This window comes from Hymenobacter actinosclerus, from assembly GCF_900111515.1.
GTDB classification, from domain to species: domain Bacteria; phylum Bacteroidota; class Bacteroidia; order Cytophagales; family Hymenobacteraceae; genus Hymenobacter; species Hymenobacter actinosclerus.
Map to the genome: position 1 here is coordinate 992,872 of NZ_FOHS01000001.1, position 20,730 is coordinate 1,013,601.

At 62.2% G+C, this 20,730-nt stretch carries 19 protein-coding genes; 13 read left to right on the top strand and 6 right to left on the bottom strand.

The annotated features are described in order from the left end of the window. Positions 1–193: 193 nt before the first annotated feature. The gene (locus BMY67_RS04250) at positions 194–4,801 is read right to left on the bottom strand and encodes a translocation/assembly module TamB domain-containing protein (RefSeq protein ID WP_092768590.1); all 4,608 of its coding nucleotides are present in this window, start codon (positions 4,799–4,801) and stop codon (positions 194–196) included. Positions 4,802–4,938: 137 nt separating this feature from the next. Here BMY67_RS04250 and tsaD point away from each other — a divergent pair, with 137 nt between their 5' ends. From tsaD to BMY67_RS04280, 6 genes are all read left to right on the top strand, one after another. Then, entirely contained in the window at positions 4,939–5,940 is a 1,002-nt protein-coding gene (tsaD, locus tag BMY67_RS04255; RefSeq protein WP_092768593.1) for a tRNA (adenosine(37)-N6)-threonylcarbamoyltransferase complex transferase subunit TsaD, read from the top strand. Positions 5,941–6,111: 171 nt separating this feature from the next. Continuing rightward, on the top strand, positions 6,112–6,522 hold the full coding sequence (locus BMY67_RS04260; RefSeq protein WP_092768596.1) for a thioesterase family protein: 411 nt from the start codon (positions 6,112–6,114) through the stop codon (positions 6,520–6,522). 96 nt (positions 6,523–6,618) lie between these two features. Continuing rightward, positions 6,619–7,083 (top strand): SsrA-binding protein SmpB, encoded by a 465-nt coding sequence (smpB, locus tag BMY67_RS04265; RefSeq protein ID WP_092768599.1) that lies wholly within the window; start codon positions 6,619–6,621, stop codon positions 7,081–7,083. A 184-nt stretch (positions 7,084–7,267) separates the two neighbouring features. Further along, the gene (locus tag BMY67_RS04270) at positions 7,268–8,254 is read left to right on the top strand and encodes a CgeB family protein (RefSeq protein ID WP_092768602.1); all 987 of its coding nucleotides are present in this window, start codon (positions 7,268–7,270) and stop codon (positions 8,252–8,254) included. 77 nt (positions 8,255–8,331) lie between these two features. Beyond that, positions 8,332–9,138, top strand: coding sequence for a C40 family peptidase (locus BMY67_RS04275; protein WP_245744877.1), 807 nt, complete (start codon positions 8,332–8,334; stop codon positions 9,136–9,138). A gap of 260 nt (positions 9,139–9,398) precedes the next feature. Beyond that, positions 9,399–9,893: an HNH endonuclease gene (locus BMY67_RS04280; protein WP_019947081.1), complete on the top strand. Its 495-nt coding sequence runs from the start codon at positions 9,399–9,401 to the stop codon at positions 9,891–9,893. 159 nt (positions 9,894–10,052) lie between these two features. On the opposite strand, the gene BMY67_RS04285 is transcribed toward BMY67_RS04280, so the two are convergent. Next, positions 10,053–10,919, bottom strand: a complete 867-nt coding sequence (locus BMY67_RS04285) for an alpha/beta fold hydrolase (RefSeq protein WP_092768605.1) — start codon at positions 10,917–10,919, stop codon at positions 10,053–10,055. Between the two features lie 148 nt (positions 10,920–11,067). Between BMY67_RS04285 and BMY67_RS04290 the strand changes: the two genes are divergently transcribed. Both BMY67_RS04290 and BMY67_RS04295 read left to right on the top strand, forming a co-directional pair. Continuing rightward, positions 11,068–12,369 (top strand): DUF3298 and DUF4163 domain-containing protein, encoded by a 1,302-nt coding sequence (locus BMY67_RS04290; RefSeq protein ID WP_092768608.1) that lies wholly within the window; start codon positions 11,068–11,070, stop codon positions 12,367–12,369. 317 nt (positions 12,370–12,686) lie between these two features. Then, on the top strand, positions 12,687–13,751 hold the full coding sequence (locus BMY67_RS04295; protein ID WP_092768611.1) for a fatty acid desaturase family protein: 1,065 nt from the start codon (positions 12,687–12,689) through the stop codon (positions 13,749–13,751). 361 nt (positions 13,752–14,112) lie between these two features. On the opposite strand, the gene BMY67_RS04300 is transcribed toward BMY67_RS04295, so the two are convergent. Next, positions 14,113–15,036, bottom strand: a complete 924-nt coding sequence (locus BMY67_RS04300; protein ID WP_092768614.1) for a DUF58 domain-containing protein — start codon at positions 15,034–15,036, stop codon at positions 14,113–14,115. A 317-nt stretch (positions 15,037–15,353) separates the two neighbouring features. Between BMY67_RS04300 and BMY67_RS04305 the strand changes: the two genes are divergently transcribed. The 5 genes from BMY67_RS04305 (at position 15,354) to BMY67_RS04325 (ending at position 17,849) form a co-directional block, all read left to right on the top strand. Beyond that, positions 15,354–15,695, top strand: a complete 342-nt coding sequence (locus tag BMY67_RS04305; RefSeq protein WP_092768617.1) for a DUF3276 family protein — start codon at positions 15,354–15,356, stop codon at positions 15,693–15,695. 225 nt (positions 15,696–15,920) lie between these two features. After that, complete coding sequence (gene ychF, locus BMY67_RS04310; protein ID WP_092768620.1) at positions 15,921–17,018, top strand: redox-regulated ATPase YchF; 1,098 nt, start codon at positions 15,921–15,923, stop codon at positions 17,016–17,018. A 134-nt stretch (positions 17,019–17,152) separates the two neighbouring features. Continuing rightward, positions 17,153–17,362, top strand: a complete 210-nt coding sequence (locus BMY67_RS04315) for a zinc ribbon domain-containing protein YjdM (RefSeq protein WP_019947089.1) — start codon at positions 17,153–17,155, stop codon at positions 17,360–17,362. Between the two features lie 12 nt (positions 17,363–17,374). Then, complete coding sequence (locus BMY67_RS04320; protein ID WP_092768623.1) at positions 17,375–17,632, top strand: hypothetical protein; 258 nt, start codon at positions 17,375–17,377, stop codon at positions 17,630–17,632. A gap of 25 nt (positions 17,633–17,657) precedes the next feature. Next, on the top strand, positions 17,658–17,849 hold the full coding sequence (locus tag BMY67_RS04325; protein WP_092768626.1) for a hypothetical protein: 192 nt from the start codon (positions 17,658–17,660) through the stop codon (positions 17,847–17,849). 166 nt (positions 17,850–18,015) lie between these two features. On the opposite strand, the gene BMY67_RS04330 is transcribed toward BMY67_RS04325, so the two are convergent. The 3 genes from BMY67_RS04330 to BMY67_RS04340 all read right to left on the bottom strand — a co-directional run bounded on the left by BMY67_RS04330 (position 18,016) and on the right by BMY67_RS04340 (position 20,672). Beyond that, positions 18,016–18,630, bottom strand: a complete 615-nt coding sequence (locus BMY67_RS04330; protein ID WP_092768629.1) for a DNA-3-methyladenine glycosylase family protein — start codon at positions 18,628–18,630, stop codon at positions 18,016–18,018. A 22-nt stretch (positions 18,631–18,652) separates the two neighbouring features. Beyond that, complete coding sequence (locus BMY67_RS04335) at positions 18,653–19,315, bottom strand: metallophosphoesterase (RefSeq protein WP_092768632.1); 663 nt, start codon at positions 19,313–19,315, stop codon at positions 18,653–18,655. A gap of 94 nt (positions 19,316–19,409) precedes the next feature. Beyond that, positions 19,410–20,672: a cation:proton antiporter gene (locus BMY67_RS04340; RefSeq protein WP_092768635.1), complete on the bottom strand. Its 1,263-nt coding sequence runs from the start codon at positions 20,670–20,672 to the stop codon at positions 19,410–19,412. Between the last annotated feature and the right edge of the window lie 58 nt (positions 20,673–20,730).

Below are 20,730 nucleotides of genomic sequence, written 5' to 3' on the forward strand. Positions count from 1 at the left end.
TGAGATGGTGAGTTGCCGTGTTGGCGGGCGCCTCACCCCCTAGCCCCTTCTCCGAAAAAAGAGAGGGGGGACTAGTTTTTAGATTTTTAGCGCTAGATGAAAGCTAGGATACTAGATACAAAGTTAGAAACTAGTTCCCCCTCTCCTTTTCGGAGAGGGGACTAGGGGGTGAGGCGCCCGCCAGCACGGCAACTCACAGCACCGTGCGCGGGTCGTTATCGACCTGTAGCTCGCGGGCTTTGCGGGCGTCCCGGTCGCGGCGGCTCAGGCGCTTGCGGGCAAACAGCTCGCGGAAAGTGTCGAACTGCTCGGTGTGCAGCAGCGAAATGCCGGCGCGGGCCTGGTTTACGCCCTGGCTCAGGCCCGTGAAGTCGCGCGGGGTGGTTTCGTAGCGCAGCTTGGCCCGGAACTTTCCGTCGGGCCGCAGGTAGTATTCCAGGCTCAGGTCGCCGATAACCGAGTTCTGGCCCGAGCCCACCGGCACGCCGCCGGGGGTGGTGCCCGAAGTGGTGTTGCTGCCGAAGCTGCCGTCGCGGGTGATGCGCAGGCGGCCGTTGAGGAAGGAGTAGCTCAGCCGCAGCTGCAGGGCCGCCAAATCGTCGGCCGAGAGGCCGTTGATGTTGAAGCTGATTTCCAGATTGGGGTCAATCTGCGAGGTAAGCAGCCCGAGCTGGGTGCTCAGAATCTGGCCCAGGCTGTTGCCCAACGCATTGTTGCCACCCTCCAGGCGGGTAACGGCCAGCGAGCCGGGGGGCGTGAGCTGCCGGAACACCACCAGGCTGAATACCTGCCGGTTCAGCTCCTGCTCGTCGTTGCGGATGGCCGACAGGAAGGGCGCCAAATCGCCTTCCAGCGATGAGGGAATGTCGTTGAATTCGAGGTTGAGCTTGATAATGGGCTGCAGAATGGGCCCGGTCAGGTTCATGACGGCCGTAACGGGCACCTGGGAGGTGTTGGGGTTAGTGCCGGCGGTCTGGAACAGCACGGGGGCCAGGCTGGTGCGCTGGGTGTAGGTGGCCGTCACGTTCAGCTCGCCGGCCAGCGGGTCGCCGTTCCAGGCAATGGTGCCGCCGGGCCGCACCACGAACTCCTTGTTTACCAGCCCCTGCAGCGTGAAGTTGTAGGCACCGCGCACAATCTCAATCTGCCCGTACATGTTGAAGTCGCCGCGGGTGTCGATGTTAAGCCGCAACTGGCCGGTAGCGGTGCCCCGCATAATGTCGCCGGTGCTTTCATCGAGCAGCAGCTCCACGTAGGCATCGGGCGTGATGTCGAGGTTCATGTTCAGCCGCAGACCCGACAAATCGACCTTGCCGGTGGTTTCGCCCTTGGGGTTGCGGGCCGCCAGCGCCGCCCGGGCCGAGTCGGAGAGGTTGCGGTTGACAAACTTGATGTAGCTGGCCTGCTCCGCTTTGGCGGCGTTATCAAACGGCAGCGACATGCGCGTGCCGGCCTCGCTGCGGGCCGTTACGTTCACGAACAGGTTGTCGGCCGGGCCGCGCACCACGGCCGTACCGGTGGCGTAGGCCTGCCCGAAGTACAGCTCGTTGTCGCGGCGGGTGGTATTGAGCACCTGCAGCCGGCGGAACGAGGCGCTCAGATCCAGCCGCGTATCCTGAAAGCCGCGCTCGTAAATGTTGCCGTTGATGACGCCCGTATTGCCCTGCAGGTCGCGCACCGTGATGTTCTGGAGGGCAATGCGGTCTTCCAGAAACCGGATGCGGTCGGCGAAGGTGTAGGTGGTGTTCAGGTAGATAAACGTAAGCTGCCCGTCCGACACGTCAATGTTGCCGGTGAGCACCGGGGCCGCAAACAGCCCGCCCACCCGCAGCGTACCCACGCCGGTGCCGCTCACATCTTTAAACAGCGTATTGAGGAAGGGCTCGGCCAGTTTTATCGGGGTTTTTTCCAGCACCCCGTTCAGGTTGAGCTGCTGGGTGTCGGAGCCGGGCGCGATGTAGCCCGTTACGGCCAGCACCCGGCGGGCGTCGCGGGCCACATTGAGGTTTACATTGAGCCGGTCGAGGGTGTTGTCCCAGTCGCCGCGGCCCTGCACGTCGCCAATCAGCGTCTGGTCCAGCGTCAGCGAATCCACCTTCAGCGTCGAGTTGATAACCAGCGGGCCGTACACGCCGCTGATGGTGCCCAGCGCATTCACCCGGCCCCCGAATTTCTGGTTGCCGGTGAGGCCGTTGAGGGTGGCCAGCTCGAAGTTGGTGACCGTAAGGGCCAGCGGCCTGGTGGGGTTCTGCGACACGAAGCCCTGGGCACTCACGCTCTGCTCGCCGTTGCTGAGCGTTACGTTCTGGAAGTCCAGCTCGCGCCCGCCACCCGAAATAATGAGCGAGTTATCGGGCGCAATCGTCCAGTTCTTGCCCAGCAGGTTCACGCCCGACTGCCGGAAAATGATTTTCACGGCATCCTCCAAAAACACCAGCGCCCCGTTTATCTGGGCTTTGTTGGTGGTGCCGGTCTGGGCCAGCGAGGTCGAGAAGTTGATTTTCTCCTGGTCCCACACGCCTTCCACGTAGAAGTTCTCGGTGTCGCCGAGCCCCGGCAGCCGCTGCCGCTCCGACGTGACACCGGCCTGGGCCAGGATTTCGGGCTGGTAGGGCAGCTTGGAGGTGGTCAGGTCGATGTTGGCGTCGAACACCTGCACGCTGTCGTACTGCACGCTGGCCACTTTTCCGCCCAGCTGGAAAATGGAGGTTTGCCCGTTGCGGAACGAGCCGTCGATGTGGGTGGAATCGGCAATGGTAAGCTGCGGCACAAACAGGTGCAGCACCGGGTTGGGCCGCTTGAGGTAGAGGTTGAGGCCAATCTGGTAGTCGGGCAGCGGCTGCTGGCGCTTGCGGCGGTAGTAGGCGGCAATGGCCTCGTCGTTGCTTTCGAAGTTGAGCCGGTACTCGTGCACCAGCGTCTTCACGTCGCGGATGACGGTAGTGGGCGTGAAGTCGCCGGCCAGGCGCAGGTTGAGCACTTCCGAGCGCACCTGCACCCGCCGCTCGCCCGCCTCCAGCTGGCTCAGCACATCGAGCGTGTCGATGGCCACGGTGCGGCCCGCGTAGCCCACTTTCGAGTTGCGCAGCCGGGCGTAGCCCAGCAGCGCGTCGAGGCGCAGGCCCTGGAACTTCACGTCGGCGGTGGTGGCGATAGTGACGCTTTCGTTGGTGAGGCCCAGGGCCCGCAGATCGGCTTTCTGCACCCGGGCCCGCAAATCGAAGGCCTGCTCGCGGGGCCGCAGGTTGATAGTGCCGTCGGCATCAAACTGCAGATTGGGGTCGTTGGCCGCGATTTTGCCCGTAAACGAGCGGCGGCTGAACACGCCGTTGGTGGTGATGTTGCGGTAGCGGTAGCCGTTGAGCCAGATGCTCTGCACGTTGGCGTTGGCCGTGAGGCGCAGGCTGCTGGCCTCGAAGCCCACGCCCTGCACCTGCCCGTTGAAGGCCACGTCGCGCACTACGCTTTCGTCGCCGAGCAGCTTGCCCAGCTGGAAGCCGCTGGTGCGCAGCTTGCCCTCGTAGGTTGAGTAGCGCGGGTTGTCCTTGAGCTTGATGTTGACGTCGGATACCACGTTGCCCAGAGCGGTCTGGAACGAGCCGTTGGCCACAAAGTCGTTGTAGAAACCCAGGAACTGGCCCTGCAGCTTCACCGTGCCCAGCCGCTGCACGTAGGGCCAGCCCTGGTCGGGGATGTAGCGCCGCAGGTCGGGGCCGCGCAGCACCGAGGGCTGCAGGCGCATCACAATAAAGCTTTCCTTGAAATTGGGCAGCCCCTCCACGTTGATGTCGCCGCGCACCTGCGTGCCCTGGCCGTAGCGGATATCGAGGTTTTTGGTGGTGAAGTTGCGCACGTAGCCCTTCGCCTGGCCCGAAATGAGCACGGTTTCGTGCAGGTCGCGCACGCTGGGCTGGGGCGCGAACTTGGCAATGTCGTCGGAGTAAATCCGGCTGGGCTGCAGCCGGGCAATAACTTTCACCGAGTCGTTGAAATCGGTGAAGTTGAGGAAGCGCCGGAACTCAAACCGCAGGTAGTCATGAATTTTACTGTCCTGCACCCGCAGCATCAGCTTATCAAACTCCCAGAACTTGTCGGCGTAGGTCATGTTGGCCGTCAGCTCGCGCAGGCGGGTGCCGGAAGGCGTATCCACGGTGCGCAGGCCGCTGATGTTGGCGTGGATGGAGTCGCCCCGCAGCCAGAGCTGGTCGGCATCGGCGTAGATGCTGTCGAGCTGCATGTGGGCGTAATCCATGGTGCGGCCGTACTCCGGAATGCGCGGCACGTCCTGGCGCTCCAGCACGAACTGCCCGTTGCGCAGGCTCAGGGCCTGAATCTGGAAGTCGAACGGCTTGCTGACCTTGGTGGTATCGGACGGCCCCAGCAGCCGCTTGACCGAGCTGATAAACTGGTCGAGGGTGGTGGAGTCGGGGTTGTTTTTATAGGTGACCAGATGAAAGCGCGGTTCCTCCAGCGTGAGCCGGCCCACGTGCAGGTGGCTGGGGTCGAAGATGCTGAAGAGCTTGATATCGGCATCGGCCCGGCCGATGTTGAACAGCTCGTTGCCACGCTTGTCGAGCACCCGCACCCCTTCGAGCAGCACCCGCGAGAAGGGCCGCACGTCCACCCGGTTCACCAGCACCTGCTGGCCGAGCTTTTCGGTGAGCACCCGCGCCGCCCGCTGGGCCAGGTTGGTTTGCACGCTGGGCACCCGCAGGGCCACCAGCGCGCCCACCACGGCCAGCACCAGCAGCAGCAGCAGGCCAAACAGCACTTTGAGAATAATAGACAGAAACCGGGGCACGGGACAAAGATAGGAGCTAGAAGCCAGGAGTTAGGAGCTAGAATTGGATAGGAACGACGTAGGGCTGGCCTGCTTCGTTGTAATTTTGCCACCAGCCAATTCGAACTTCTGGCTTCTATCTCCTAACTTCTCACAACATGACCATCCTCGCCATCGAATCTTCCTGCGACGATACCTCGGCCGCCGTGCTCATCGACGGGCAGATGCGTTCCAACGTGGTAGCCACCCAGAAAGTACACGAGCAGTACGGCGGCGTAGTGCCCGAGCTGGCCTCGCGCGCCCACCAGCAGCACCTGGTGCCGGTGGTAGAGGCGGCGCTCCGGCAAGCAGGCATCCGCAAAACCGACCTCGACGCGGTAGCCTTTACCCAGGGGCCGGGGCTGCTGGGCTCGCTCCTGGTGGGGGGCATGTTCGCCAAAACCCTGGCCCTGGCCCTGGGCAAGCCCCTGATTGCCGTCAACCACATGCGGGCCCACATTCTGGCGCATTTTATTGAGGAGCCCCGGCCCGAGTTTCCGTTTCTGTGCCTCACCGTGAGCGGCGGCCACACCCAGCTGGTGGTAGTGCGGAGCGCGCTGGAGATGGAAATCATCGGCCAGACCATCGACGACGCGGCCGGCGAGGCCTTCGACAAAACGGCCAAGCTGCTCGGCCTGCCCTATCCCGGCGGCCCCCACCTCGACAAGCTGGCCCGCCAGGGCGACCCGCTGCGCTTCCCGTTTCCGGTCGGCACCATGCCGGGCTACGATTTCAGCTTCAGCGGCCTGAAAACGGCGGTGCTCTATTTCATCCGCAAGGAAACGGCCAAAAACCCCGACTTCGTGGAGCAGAACCTGGCCGACCTCTGCGCCAGCATCCAGCACACCATCATCCAGACGCTGCTGCGCCAGCTGCGCCGCGCCGCCGCCGACCAGCACCTGACCCAGATTGCCCTGGCCGGCGGCGTAGCCGCCAACTCGGGTTTGCGCCAGGCCCTGCAGGACGAAGCCGCCGCCCAGAACTGGCAGGTGTTCATCCCTGCCTTCCAGTACTGCACCGACAACGCCGCCATGGTGGCCCGCACCGCCCAGTTCCAATACGAAGCCGGCGACTTCGCCACCCAGCTCGTCAGCTCCGACCCACGCCTGAAGCTGGGGTAAATCGAGTTGCCAGTTGTTAGTTGCCAGTTGTCAGTGGGAACGTCATGCTGAGCGTAGTCGAAGCATCTCTACCGCTTCGTTGCAGCCGACAGAGTTAGTGTTGCGGTAGAGATGCTTCGACTACGCGCTGAATGACGTTCCCACTGACAACTGGCAACTGACAACTAAAAAATGACCAACCCCTTCCGGCCCGGCGATGAGCAGACGTACCAGCTGACCGTGACGGCGGCTGATTTTGCGGTGCTCAACGGCCAGCTGATTCATCCGGTGCTCAGCACGTTTGCGCTGGGGCAGGCGCTGGAGTGGACCAGCCGGCAGTTTGTGGAGCAGATGCTGGAAGCGGGGGAGGAGGGCATCGGCACGCTGCTGACGGTGGAGCACCGCGGCCCGGCCTTCGAGGGCGAAACCGTGGAATTTAGGGCTATTTTTGAGCAGCTCAACGGCGCCGAGCTGCTGTGTCGCGTAGAAGCCCGGGTGGGTGCGCGGCTGGTGGCCACGGGCCGCACCGGCCAGCGCATCGTCAGCCGCGAAAAGCTGCTGGCCAGGTTCCGGGAGCTGCGGGGCGGAGCCAAAGGCGCGTAACCCGCGTCCGCTCCTCCTCAGTTGGCGGGAATAGCCGCCCAGTTTCGGCAAAACGATAATCAGCGAAATCAGCGCAAAAATCAGCGCCAATCAGTGATGAAGGAAGAAAAAGTCAAGCACATCAATATCCAGAACCGCCGCGCCCGGTTCGAGTATGCCTTTCTGGTTAACTACACCGCGGGTCTGGTCCTGAAGGGCACCGAAATTAAGAGCATCCGCGACGGCAGCGTGCAGCTCGGCGACGGGTTCTGCGTGTTCCACCCCGACGGCAGCCTCTGGGCCCACAACATCACTATTGCCCAGTATACCGAGGGCACCTACAACAACCACGAGCCCACCCGCGCCCGCAAGCTGCTGCTCAACAAGCGCGAACTCAAGCAGCTGGCCGCCAAAAACCAGGAGCAGGGCCTCACCATCGTGCCCGTGCGCCTGTTCGTGAGCGACCGGGGCTTTGCCAAGCTCGAAATTGCGCTGGCCAAAGGCAAGAAGCTCTACGACAAGCGCGACGACCTTAAGGCCAAAGACCAGAAGCGCGAAATGGACCGCGCCCGCGACTATTAAGCACGCCTTGCCCCTGATTTTTTTGAGTGCGCCGATTTCCTGATTGGTAATTGAGGCAGCCTTTTTTAAGCGGGTTGATTTGATATAGCCGCGCAAGTAAGGGCTTGTGCGCTGGCAGCGTGTACTTTTGACGCCGGATGACGCCCGCATCTGCGTCATCCATCATCTGCGCCATCTGTGATTTATGAAGTTTCTGCTTTCGATTCCGGCCTACACCCGCACCAACCCCATGACGCACTTTGCCGCCACGGCCCTGCGCCTGATGGGGCACGAGGTGGTGGCGTTCAACTACGAGCGCGAAAACCAGCTGGAGCGCATGCGGGAAAAGCTGGGCAAGGCAAAATTCCACGCCTATAAAAACCGGCAGCTGCTGGAGCTGGCCGACGAGGTGAAGCCCGACGTTTTCTTCACCGTGTACGGCCGCTACCACGATGCTGCCACGCTGCGCGAGCTGAAGCGCCGGGGCCTGCCCACCATCTGCTGGTGGCTCGATGATCCTATTTCGCTGGCCCACAAGTATATTCCGCTCGAAGAGTACGACTTCTTTTTTTCCAACAGCCACGGTACCCAGGCCGTGTACCGGCACTACCACGCCCGCGAGCCGCACTACCTGCCCGTCGCCGTCGACCCGGCCATTCATCGGCCCCTGGAGGGTGTGGAGCAGCAGTACGACATTGTGTTTGCCGGCGACTGGCACCCGGTGCGCGAGCGGGTGCTGCTGGAGCTGGCCCGCCACCACCGCCTCACGATTATCGGGCCCTGGCAGCGGAACCTGGCGAAAAACTCGCCGCTGCGGGAGCATTTCCTGCGTTTCGGCTACTTCACGCCGGCCGAAATGGCGCTGCTCTTTAACCAGGCGCGCATCGTGCTCAATGTGCACCAGTGGTATCAGCGCTGGCCCTACGGCATCAATCCGCGGCTGTTCGAGGCCAGCGGCTGCCGCGCCTTTCAGCTCAGCGACAACAAAACTGAAATTGCCGATTTGTACGTGCCAAGCGAGGAAATCGGGCTGTATGAGGATGCGGCCGAGTTGCCCGAGCTGTGCGCCCACTACCTGGCCAACCCGGCCGAGCGCAACCGCATTGCCGCCAACGCCTACGCCCGCACAATGCGCGACCACACCTACGTGCACCGCATGACCCACATGCTCCAGGTTTGCGGTTTAAGCTGAACAGGGCGCCCAGCCCGCCGCCAGCCGGCCCTGTGCAACGTCAAACTCACCATCTCACCATTTCACCACCTCACCTCTTGAACCACGGAATTTGTGCCCTGAGCGCCGTGCCGGTACGGGCGGAGGCCACCGATAAGGCCGAAATCGTTACCCAGCTTATTTTTGGGGAGTGCTACTCGGTGCTGCTCGTGCAGGGCAACTGGCAGCAGGTACGCCTGGCCGCCGACCAGTACGTGGGCTGGATGGACACCAAGCAGCACCGCCCCGTATCGGCCGACTACTTCCGGCGCTGGCAGGCCGAAGACCACCCGCGCACCCTCGACGTGGTGCAGATGGTGAGCGACGACAGCACTAAAATGCCCGTCACGCTGGGCACCCGGCTGCCATTTTTCGATGGCATGACGCTGCAGCTGGGCGAGCAGGCCTACTTCTACAACGGGGCGGCCACCAACCCGCGCAACGGCCACGGCCCTCAGGGCCCCGCCGAGGTGCGCCTGCGCCTGCTCCAGAAAATGGCCCTGCAATACCTGAAAGCGCCCTATCTGTGGGGTGGCAAAACCCTGTTCGGCATCGACTGCTCGGGCCTCGTGCAGCAGCTCTACGGGCTGGTGGGCGTGCAGCTGCCGCGCGATGCCCACCAGCAGATTGAAGTGGGCCAGCCGGTGCATTTCGTGGCCCAGACCCGCCCCGGCGACCTGGCCTTCTTCGACAACGCCGAGGGCCGCATTGTGCACGTGGGCCTGCTGCTGGAAGACCAGCAAATTCTGCATGCCAGCGGCGAGGTGCGCATCGACCCGCTCGACCACAACGGCATCTTCCGCCGCGACCAGCAGCGCTACAGCCACAAGCTGCGCCTGATCAAGCGCATCCTGAGCGAGGAGTAGATAGGAAGAACAGGGTAGATAACCGTCATTCTGAGCGAAGCGGAGCGTAGTCGAAGCATCTCGCGTGCCACGGTTATTCCTGATGACAGGGTTACTATGGCACGCGAGATGCTTCGACTACGCTCCGTTTCGCTCAGAATGACACGTTCTTCTCAACCGCTTTCTATTTCACCGTCTGCAACCAGAACCTTCGCCCGCTTGTTAATGCGCTTAGAATCATCTAGCTTTCTGGCAGAGTAGGTTCTTTTTCTTCGCGCTGTATGGACCACAAAGTGCTTGTACTAAACGGCGACTACACGGCCATTACGCTGTGCAGCGTCCAGAAAGCTTTCGTGCTGCTCTACCTCGAAAAGGCCGAGCTCATTGCCAAATCGGAGCACGGCGTGCTGCGCACCGTGAGCCGCTCGTACCCCAAGCCCAGCATCATCCGGCTGCAGCGCTACGTGCGCGTGCCCTACAAGGGCATTGCCCTGAGCCGCCACAACGTGATGAAGCGCGACAATTTCGAGTGCCAGTACTGCGGCTCGACCAAAAACCTGACGCTCGACCACGTGATACCCCGAAGTAGGGGTGGCGATTCGAGCTGGAGCAACCTACTCACGGCCTGCTCGCGCTGCAACCACGCCAAGGGCCACCACACGCCCCAGGAGGCCGGCCTCACCATCCGGCAGCAGCCCAAAAAGCCCACCCTCACCGGCTTCCTCAAACTCAGCGCCGGTACCCTCGACCAAAACTGGCATCCCTACCTACAATAAAACCCGGCAGCCTTGCGGCTACCGGGTTTTTTAGTGATTAACGGGTAGTACTTAGGGAGCCCCGGCTTTGCTGGCAAAAACAGCCGTCCTGTCAAATCCGGCCGGATTATGCTTTGGCTTTTGGCCCCAGCAATAGCCGTTCTCGTCTCCTACCACTCCCTAATACCTGTCGGCCGTTTTCTGAATGTCGCCGCCGTGCACGAAGGTGATTAGGTCGCGGTTGAGGCGTTCTTTTTCGGGAATGAACAGGCCATGCGGGGCGCCTGCATACTCGATGAACTCGGCATGGGGCACGAAATGCGTCATCCGCTCGCCGCTTACTTTCGGCGGCACCAGTGCGTCGTCGCCGCCGTGGATAACCAGCGTGGGCACCTGAATGGTGGTCAGGTCCTGGCGGAAATCGGTTTCCGACCAGGCGCGGACGCTCAGGATGGTGGCCCGCGGGTCGGCAATTTCGCACATGTGCTGGGTCCATTCGAGGGCGGCTTCGCTGACGGGGTTTCGCAGCAGGCCCACGCCGTAGAAGTTCTTGCCAAAGCTTTGGAGGAAATCGAACCGGTCGTCTTCCAGGCCGTCCACCATCTTGTCGAAGGTTTCCCGGTCGACGCCTTCGGGATTGTCGGCAGTTTTGAGCAGGAAGGGGGTAACGGCCGACACGAAAGCCACGCGGCTGACGCGGGCGCCGCCGTGGCGGCCCATGTAGCGGGCCACTTCGCCGCCGCCCATCGAAAAGCCCACCAGCGTCACGTCCTGCAAATCGAGCTGGTCGAGAATGGCCTTTAGGTCGTCGGCGTAGGTGTCGTAGTCGTGGCCCTCGAAGGGTTTGCTGGAGTTGCCGAAGCCGCGGCGCGTGTAGGCCACCACCCGGAAACCCTGCTCGGTGAGGGCCGTGAGCTGGTACTCCCACATTTTGTAGGTGGCCGGCCAGCCGTGGATGAGCACCACCGGTTTGCCCTGGCCGTGGTCGATGTAGTCGAGCTTGATGTCGTTGCCATGGGCGTCCTGCCCCGTAATGATGTGGTTCATAGGAAAGTGCGTTGAGAAGGAAAAGGAGCCGAAAAGGCCGGTCAGAATCGTGTCTGTACATACGCAGGGCGAAGCTGAACCGGTGAAATAATGCCAAGAAAATACACGGCCCCGGGCGAGTGCCGGCAATCTGTTTTCTTTGTAGACTATGAACGACCTTTCCCGCTTTCGTCCTTCCTCGCTGCTGCGGCAGCTGCCCGCTCCGCTGGCCCTCGGCCTGCTGCTGCTGAGCGCCTGTAATTCCGGCACCGAGCAATCGGGGGCAACTACCGATACTGCCGTTGCCGCGCCCGAGCCCACCAACGACACCGGCTCGTGGTACCGGCAGTACCGCGGCCTGCTGCCCGGCACCACCGACAGCGTAACGCTGCACCTGCAGCGCCTGGGTTCCGAGCCCGGCGCCGCCACCCCGGGCCGTATTGTGGGCTTCTACGCCGGCCGCGACGGCCACCCCTACGAGCTGGGCGGCGACACCGGCAGCCAGGGCGACAGCCTGAACCTGAGTGACCTAGCCAAAGGCCTGGCCGCCGCCGTAGCCAGCGGCAACGGCGCCGCCGCCGACGACGAGGACGAGCCCCTCGAAACCGGCCCCGAATGGCTGCTAAAGGAAGAAGCCAACCAGCTGGTGGGTACCCACAAGGGCCAGCCCGTGCGGCTGCGGCAGCTGCGGCCGGCCCAGGGCATCCGCTTCGCCGCCCGCAACTTTGTGGCCGATGTGGTGCCCCGTCCTGATCATCCCGAAGACAGCATCCGCGGGCACCGCGTGATGCACGCGCTGGTACCGTTTATGGCGCCCAACCAGGAGGTGCTGGCGGCCAACATCCTGCGCGGCCTGCACGGCGACACGCTCGATACCGCCCCCGTTCCGGCCCTCGATTCCATCTGGCACGAGCAGCTGCGGGCCTTCACCAAAGACTACCGCTCCGACGCGGCTCCGCTGCTGGCGGCCGCGGCCAAGGACAAGACCAAGGAGTATCGCCCCATCGAAACCCTGGCCTACGAGCAGGAGGTGAACACCTACGTGCTCTGGAACGAGGGTAACCTGCTGAGCATGGGCTTCTTCGGCTACGATTATTCGGGCGGCGCCCACGGCATTTACGGCACCTACGTGCAGAGCTACGACACGCGCACCGGCAAGTCGTTGCGCTACGACGACATTTTCCTGGCCAGTGCCAAGCCGAAGCTGGAGAAGCTGCTGGGCCAGTACGCCCGCCCGAGCCTGGGGCTGGGAGCCAACGAGCCGCTCTCGAAAACCCTGCTGGTGAAAACGCTGCCCGTAACCCGCAACGTGTACCTGACCAGCGGCGGCGCCGTTTTCGTGTACCTGCCCTACGAAATTGCCGCCTACGTATATGGGCAGATCAGCATATTCGTGCCGTTCTCTGAAATGCAGGGCCTGCTCAAACCGGGCCTGCCAGTGGGCGAAACCCGGGCCGTAGCCGCCCGCTAGTTCCTTTACCGGCAAACCGCGCAAGTCCGCGGCCCTCCGACCCGGGCAGCAGCCGGCCCCCGCGCCGGAGTTGCCTCGTCTGGAGGGCCGCGGCCTTCGGCGTTGCGGCTCTTGCTGTTTGTGCCGGGTGGCGGCGGAGCGTTGTGTAAAATACCGGGCTTTACCGGCCGAATGGCAACAAGCGCGGGGCTTGGCTGTATCTTTGTAGAGCTGGCCGTAGCCCCTGGGTGTCCCGGTCCAATCCGGCGTAACTGCCCTTCGCCAATCGGCTGGTTGCCGGCTTGGCAGCTTATTTCCTCCTCCCCATTCCCCCCCTCATGCACGCCCCCAAATTTGCGGCTTCCCGCTCCTTTCATCAGGAGCTGAAGCGGCGCACGGCCGCCTATTTTGCCGAGGCCGGCAAAACTACTACCGGTGGCAAGTCCCTGTTTTTTAAGGCGCTGCTGCTTACCAGCGCCTTTGTGGGTGTTTACCTGCACCTAGTGTTCTGGACGCCGCCGGCGCTCATCGGCATGCTCGAAGCAGTAGTGCTGGGCCTGCTGGGCGCGGCCATCGGCTTCAACGTGATGCACGACGGCGCCCACGGCTCGTTCAGCAAGCGCAAGTGGATGAATCAGTTCGCCTCCTTCACGCTCAACGTGCTGGGTGGCAATTCCTTCATGTGGAATGCCAAGCACAACCTCATCCACCACATGTACACCAATGTGGAGGGGGTTGATGACGACCTCGATGCCCAGCCCTGGCTGCGCCTGAGCCCCGAGCAGCCCCGCCGGCTGCTGCACCGCTTCCAGCACCTGTACTTCTGGTTCTTCTACGCGCTGCTGTTCATCGCCTGGATTTTCTTCATGGATTACCAGAAGTACTTCAAGGGTAAAATCGGCGACATAGCCATCAAGAAAATGACGGCTTCCGACGAGGGCGTGTTCTGGGGCTTCAAGGCGCTGCACCTGATTCTGTTCGTCGTCCTGCCCATCTGGACGGTTGGTTTCGTGGGCTGGCTGGTGGGCTTCCTGCTTTTTGCCGCAGTAGCCGGTTTCACGCTCAGCATTGTGTTCCAGCTGGCCCACACCGTCGAGCAGACCTCCTTCGTGGTGCCCCACGAAACCACCCGCAAAATCGAGGACGAGTGGGCCATCCACCAGATTCGGACCACCGCCAACTTCGCCACCGACAGCAAGCTCATCAGCTGGCTGGTGGGCGGGCTCAACTTCCAGGTTGAGCACCACCTGTTCCCCAACATCTCCCACGTGCACTACCCGGCCCTCAACAAAATCATCCGCCAGATGTGTACCGAGTTTAACGTCGAATATAACGAGTACCCCAAGATGCGCTACGCCGTAGCCTCGCACGTAGCCCACCTGCGCGAGTTGGGCCGGCGGTAGTGTTTTGATTTCAGGAAATTGTAGGGGCATCCGCTCCTGTTGTCGGCGCTGGAGCGCTGACGGCAGGAGCGGATGCCTCTTCAGTTACAGGCTGGGAAACTGTCCGTCTGGCGGCCCGCTCGGCTGCATACCGCTCGTCATCTTCCCGCTCCCGACGGCGACTTTCCGGTAGAACTACCAGTATGACAAGTAGCGTGGAAAGAAGCGGCAGAACCACAGCCGGCACTACCCACCACCACGTCCGGTTATAGGCTCGGGCAATGTAAATAGTGGTTAACGTTGAAAACAACCACCCGGCTTTCAGCATGTATATTTCCATCGGCAGGAGGAAATTTGCAATTGGAAGAACACCTGCAAAAACCTACCCCCGCACCTTGCCGCGCTTTACCAGGTAGGCGTGCAGCACTTTGTCGAACGGCTCGCGGATATCGACTGGCACGAAGTCGATTTTGTACTGGCCGCAGCGCAGGGCCAGCTCCTGCTCGTAGTGGCGCATGGCGGCCTGGTACTGCTCGCGCACCTGGTTGGGCTGCAGCTTCAGGGTCTGGCCGGTTTCGAGGTCTTCGAACAGGTAGGGGCGGTCCTGGAAGTTGAAATCGGCTTCGGTGGCGCGGTCCATCACGTGAAACAGCAGCACCTCGTGGTGCTGGTGGCGCAGGTGCTGCAGGGCGGCCAGGGTTTCGTCCTGCTCGGCGGGCGCCCGGCCGAGCATGTCGGAAAACAGGACCACCAACGAGCGTTTCGGGATTTGCTGGGCGATGGCATGGATGACGCCCGCCACGTTGGTGCCCGCCCGCCCGGGGCTGGCGGGCCGCTCCAGCAGCTGTTGCAGCGTGAGCAGCAGCGTGTGGCGGTGGGTGCTGGTCGAGCGCACCGGCGTCTGCAGCTCCACGGTATCGGCAAACGTGACGAGGCCCACGGCGTCGCGCTGCTTTTGCAGCAGCGTGGTGAGGGCCGCCGCGCACAGCACCGCAAACAGCAGCTTGTCGTGGCCGGGGGCGGGGTAGTACATGCTCGGGCTCACGTCGAGCAGCAGGTGGCAGCGCAGGTTGGTTTCCTCCTCGTAGCGCTTCACAAACAGCTTATCGGTGCGGGCAAACACCTTCCAGTCGAGGTGGCGGGTGCTTTCGCCGGGGTTGTAGAGGCGGTGCTCCGAAAATTCGACCGAGAAGCCGTGGTAGGGCGACTGGTGCAGGCCCGTAATAAAGCCCTCCACCAGCTGGCGGGCCAGAAATTCGAGGTTGGTAAAGGAGCGGACGGCGGCTAAATCGAGCGGTTGGGCCATAGCAGAAAGGGCAGGAGCAGGATGCAAGGCAAGGTACGGCCGAATCGGGTGCAACGGGAGCGGCAGCCGCGCGGCGAAACGGCCGGCGCGGGGACGAGGGCAGCCGGCCTACTCAATATAATCTTGTTTTCGCAGCGCGCCGACGTTGGATGACGTTCTGGAAAAAGCCGGTAGAATTCAATATAACGTCTCTTTTTTGAATTCCTGTCCCACAATTGGAAAATTACGGTCCTAAAACTTCCTAATATTGCGGTAACTCCGTATTTTGCGTTCAACTTCAATCATCTTGGAAAAACCAAACTTTAACGGATAGGCCAGTGGAAGACCGCTACGAACAGGAAGAAATTTACTCCCAACGCATTAAAGCCGGCAAGCGCACGTACTTTTTCGACGTGAAGGCCACGCGGGGGCAGGATTACTACCTCACCATCACGGAGAGCAAGCGCCGCCTGCGCGACGACGACACTTTCTCCTACGAGAAACACAAGATTTTCCTGTACAAGGAAGATTTCCTCAAGTTTGTCGATGCCCTGCAGGATGCAGTGGACTACGTGCGCGAGGAGCTGCTGACGGCCGAGGAAGTGGCCGAGCTCGACCGCCCGCGCCCCGCCTACGACGAGCGCGACGGCCGCGACAACCGCCCCGACGCCACTTACTAACCGCTCCCCTAAAGCCGCGCCTACCGAAACAAGCTTTACCCATTGCCCGCTTACCGCAGCGCGTGCCCGGCCTTGGCCGCGGCACGCGCTGCCGGTTTATGGCCGCCTCGTTTGGCCCGGCCCATACATTCCCCCAAAAAGCCCCGTACCTTTGCCCCCGAATTGCCGTTCGGCCTGCCCGTCCAATTCCAAATTCTTACTTCTCCATTCTTTAACGTACAGACCATGGGTCTCCGCTGCGGTATCGTCGGCCTGCCGAATGTTGGCAAATCCACGCTTTTCAACGCCCTTTCCAACGCCAAAGCCGAATCGGCCAACTACCCGTTCTGCACCATCGAGCCCAACGTGGGCGTGATTACGGTGCCCGACGAGCGGCTGCAGATTCTGGAGGAGCTGGTGAACCCCAAGCGGGTGCTGCCTACCATCATCGAGTTCGTGGATATTGCCGGCCTCGTGAAAGGCGCTTCCAAGGGTGAGGGCCTGGGCAATAAATTCCTGGCCAACATCCGCGAGGTCGATGCTATCATCCACGTGGTGCGCTGCTTCGACGACCCCAACATCGTGCACGTGGCCGGCGGCGTCGATCCGGTGTTCGATAAGGACGTGATTGATACCGAGCTGCAGATCAAGGACCTGGAGAGTATCGATAAGAAGCTGGCCAAGTCGGAGCGCTCGGCCAAGAGTGGCGATGCGGCTGCCAAGAAGGAAGTGGTGGTGCTGCAGAAGTTCAAGGACGCTTTGGAGGCCGGCCAGAACGCCCGCGCCCTCGACGCCACGCCCGAAGAGCTGGAGGCCGTGGCCGATTTGCAACTGCTCACCATCAAGCCCGTGATTTACGTGGCCAACGTGGACGAGGGCAGCATCCAGAACGGCAACGCCCACGTGGCCGCCCTGCAGGCCCACGTGGCCCAGGAAGGCGCCGAGGTGGTGCTGGTGTCGGCCGCCATCGAGTCGCAGATTGCCGAGATGGAGGACCCCGAGGAAAAGGAAATGTTCCTGGGCGAGTACGGCCTCACCGAGTCGGGCCTTAACCGCCTCATCCGCGCCTCCTACTCGCTGCTCAACCTGATTACCTACTTCACGGCCGGCGTGCAGGAAGTACGCGCCTGGACCGTGCACCGCGGCGACAAAGCTCCCGCCGCCGCCGGCGTCATCCACTCCGACTTCGAGAAGGGCTTCATCCGCGCCGAAGTCATCAAGCTGCCCGACTACCAGCAGTATAAAACCGAAGCCAAAATCAAGGAAGCCGGTAAAATGGCCGTCGAAGGCAAGGAGTACGTGGTGCAGGACGGCGACATCATGCACTTCCGCTTCAACGTCTGATCACAGATGTTGCAGATAATTGGATGCCGCAGATTGCGGTAGGCCTTATATCAAATGGGGTGGTGCCACGAATCGCCCGCAGGGCTTTGTGGCACCACTATCGTTATTACACATCCAGCTCAACAGTTAATTCCATGGACGTAAAGGACAGCAACGGCAACCTGCTCGCCGAGGGCGACTCGGTGACCCTGATCAAGGATTTGAAGGTGAAGGGCTCCTCGCTCACGCTCAAGCGCGGCACGGTGGTCAAAAACATCCGCCTCACCAACAGTCCCGCCGAAATTGAAGGCCGGGCCGGCGGCAGCACCATGGTGCTGAAAACCGAGTTCCTGAAGAAGGCCTAACGGCCCCGCGCCATGCCGCTGTGGTTTTGCCGCGTGTGCGGCCTGGATTACGACGAGTCGCCCTGGGGGCCCGATGAGCATACGCCCGACCATACGCTATGCGGCTGCTGCGGGGCCGAGTTCGGGTATCATGATGCCACGCCCGCCAGCGCCCGGCAGTTTCGGGCGCAGTGGCTGGCTTCCGGTGCCGGTTGGTTCTACCCCAACCTGCGGCCTGCTAGCTGGCAGCCCGCCGAACAGCTGGCCCAGATTCCGGTTGCTTATCAATAAGCCATAATTACCGCCCCGCTTCCTCATGGGAATTATTGATAACCTGCTGTTTGCCCTGCCCGTCTGCCTGCTTTCGGCGGTGATTACCGTCTACATTGCCCACATGTACGGGCGGCGGTTCTGGCCCTGGCTGCTGTTCGGCTTCTTCGTGCCGCTGCTCTCCACCTTCATTGCCATTGGCCTTGGCATCCGCGACGCCCGCCGCAATGGTGAATAGTCGGTGACTTGGTGAACTAGGAATACACAAGAACGTCATTCAGAGCGCAGCGAAGAATCTCGCGTGCCATGGTAACCCTGTCGTCAGGAATTACTGTGGCACGCGAGATTCTTCGCTGCGCTCTGAATGACGTTCTTGCGTATTCCTAGTTCACCAAGTCATCACTTCACTCCAACGACTGCCATAGGTACTTACTGGCCAGGGTGCGGTAGGGGCGCCAAGGCTCGGCCAGTTCCGTCAGGCGGCGCAGCAGGGCGCGGCCGGTTTCCTCGAGGCCGTAGTGGCGGCGCATGGCGTTCTGGATGCCCAGGTCGCCTTCGGGGAATACGTCGGGCATATCCAGCGCGAACATGCACAGCATCTGGGCCGTCCAGCGGCCCACGCCTTTTATTTGGGTGAGGTGTTGGGTCAGCTCTTCCTCGTTGAGCTGGCTGAGGTGGGCGTGGTCGAGCTCATCGCGCAGGGCGAAATCGGCAATGGCGCGCAGATAGCCGGCTTTTTGATGCGAGAGGCCAGCCGTGCGCAGTTCCTCATCGGAAAACGCCAGCAGCGCCGCCGGTTCGGGGTAGCCCTCGGGGCCGAACAGGGCTTGAAACTTGCGCCAGATGGCCGCCGCCGCCTTGGTGGAAATCTGCTGGCTCACGATGGCCCGCAGCAGGCCCAGGTACAGGTCTTCGTGGGCGGCCGGGGCAATGGGTCGGCCGGCATCAATCAGGCGGGCCAGCACCGGGTCGGTGGCGCGCAGGTGGCGCAGGGCGGCTTCGGTAGCGGGGGTAGGCATAGGGCAAAAACGTAGGCAGAGACTAATCCAGGTCGATATCGAGCGGCGAAGTGGGCACCGCGAATTCGGCCAGCACTTCGCCGGCCGCCGAGAGGCGCACCCCCGTCAGGCCCCGGTTCAGGTAGGCCCCGGTATCGACGTACAACGCGTTGGCCAGCGGGTCGAGCAGGATTTCGCCGTCCGGCGTGGGCGTGTGGCCCACCACCTGCCGCCGGTCCGCCAGGTTCAGCAGCGGCCCGCGCCGCCACAGCACACCGTCGTAGTCGTCGGGCTCCAGGGGCGTGGGCGTATCGGCAAAGCCGGCGTGGCTGATGACCAGATGGTCGTTGGCCCAGAACAGCGGGCGCTCGTGCAGCCAGGCCAGGTGCTCGCGCAGCATCTTGGGCCGGCCCCGGTACTGGTCGGCGGTGGCCTGGCCGCCCCAGCTCAGCCAGGCGCGGTGCGGACCCTGCGGGCCGTAGTGGCGCAGCATGGAGTGCTCGTGGTTGCCCAGCAGAAACACCGTGCGCCCAGGATGCGCGGCCTCCAGCTCGCGGGCCAGCGCTACGCACTCGGGTATGCCATGGCCCCGGTCTACCAGGTCGCCCACCTGCACCAGCAGCTCGTGCTGCGGCCGCCAATGCCGCAGCACTGCCCGAAAGGTGTGGTAGCACCCGTGCACATCACCGATGACGAATAGATCCATCTTTTTTGAGCTGTTAGCGGAGAGCCATTAGCTGATAGCTTCTCCGTTGAACGAAAGCTGTCAGCTAATGGCTCTCCGCTAACAGCTTCTCAACTCAATGCATTCCCGGCTCGGCTTCGGTGCTGAGGCCGAGTTTCTTAACCAGCGGCCCGATAGTGAGGCCCTGCACGATGATGCTGAAGACGACCACTACGTAGGTAATGCCCACAATCAGGTCGCGGGGCATGGTGGGAGGCAGCGACAGGGCCAAGGCCACCGAAATACCGCCCCGCAGGCCGCCCCAGCTTAGTACGCGCAGGGTGGGGGCGTTAAACGTTGTGTAGCGGCGCAGGAAGCTTAGCGGCAGGGCCACCGATACGAACCGGGCCAGCAGCGTGAGCACAATGGCGGCGGCCCCAACCAGCAGCACAGCATTGCTGATATCGAGCACCAGCATTTCGAGGCCAATGAGCACGAACAGCACCGCGTTCAGGATTTCATCCAGCATCTCCCAGAACTTGTCGAGGTACTCGCGCGTCAGGTCCGACATGCCCTTCTCGCGGCCCTTGTCGCCCACAATCAGGCCCGCCACCACAATGGCCAGCGGCCCCGACGTGTGCCAGGCCGAGGCCAGCGCCGTGCCGCCCATCACCAGGGCCAGCGTTATGAGCACCTCTACTTTGTAGTTATCAATGGTGCGCAGGGCCCAGTACGCGGCGTAGCCCAGCCCCACGCCCAGCAGAATACCGCCCAGCGCCTCGCGCAGAAACAGCTCGCCGATAAAGGCCGGGGTGGCCTTGTCGGTACCGTACACGGCAATTTCATAGAGGCTGATGAACACGACCACCGCAATGCCATCATTGAAAAGCGACTCGCCGACAATCTTGATTTCCAGGCTCTTGCTGATGCGGGCCTGCTTGAGAATGCCCATAACGGCAATGGGGTCAGTGGGCGAAATCAACGCCCCAAACAGCAGGCAATAGATGTAGGGCGTATCGAAGCCCATCAGCGGCAGCAGGTAGAAAATGCCCGTAGCCACGAGCAGCGTCGAGAGCAGCGTGCCCACCACGGCCATGGTGCCCACGGCCCAACGCTCGTTGCCCAGCGTGCGCACATCTACGTGCAGGGCGCCGGCAAACAGCAAAAAGCTCAGCATCACATCCATGAGCACATCATGAAAGTCGATGTTGCGCACGAGTTCGCTGGCGCTCATCACCCAGGGTACCCCCAGCCGCCCCAGGGCAATGGCCACCAGCGAGGAAACCAGGGCCAGAACCATCAGGCCAATGGTAGCGGGCAGGCGCAGGAAGCGGTGATTGATGTAGCCGAAAGCTGCCGCTATTACCAATAGCAGCGTCAGGGTATTATATAATTCCATGCGGTGGAAAAGGGAGGAAGAGGGTAGTAAATGACGTGAATTCAGAATAAATAGGCGA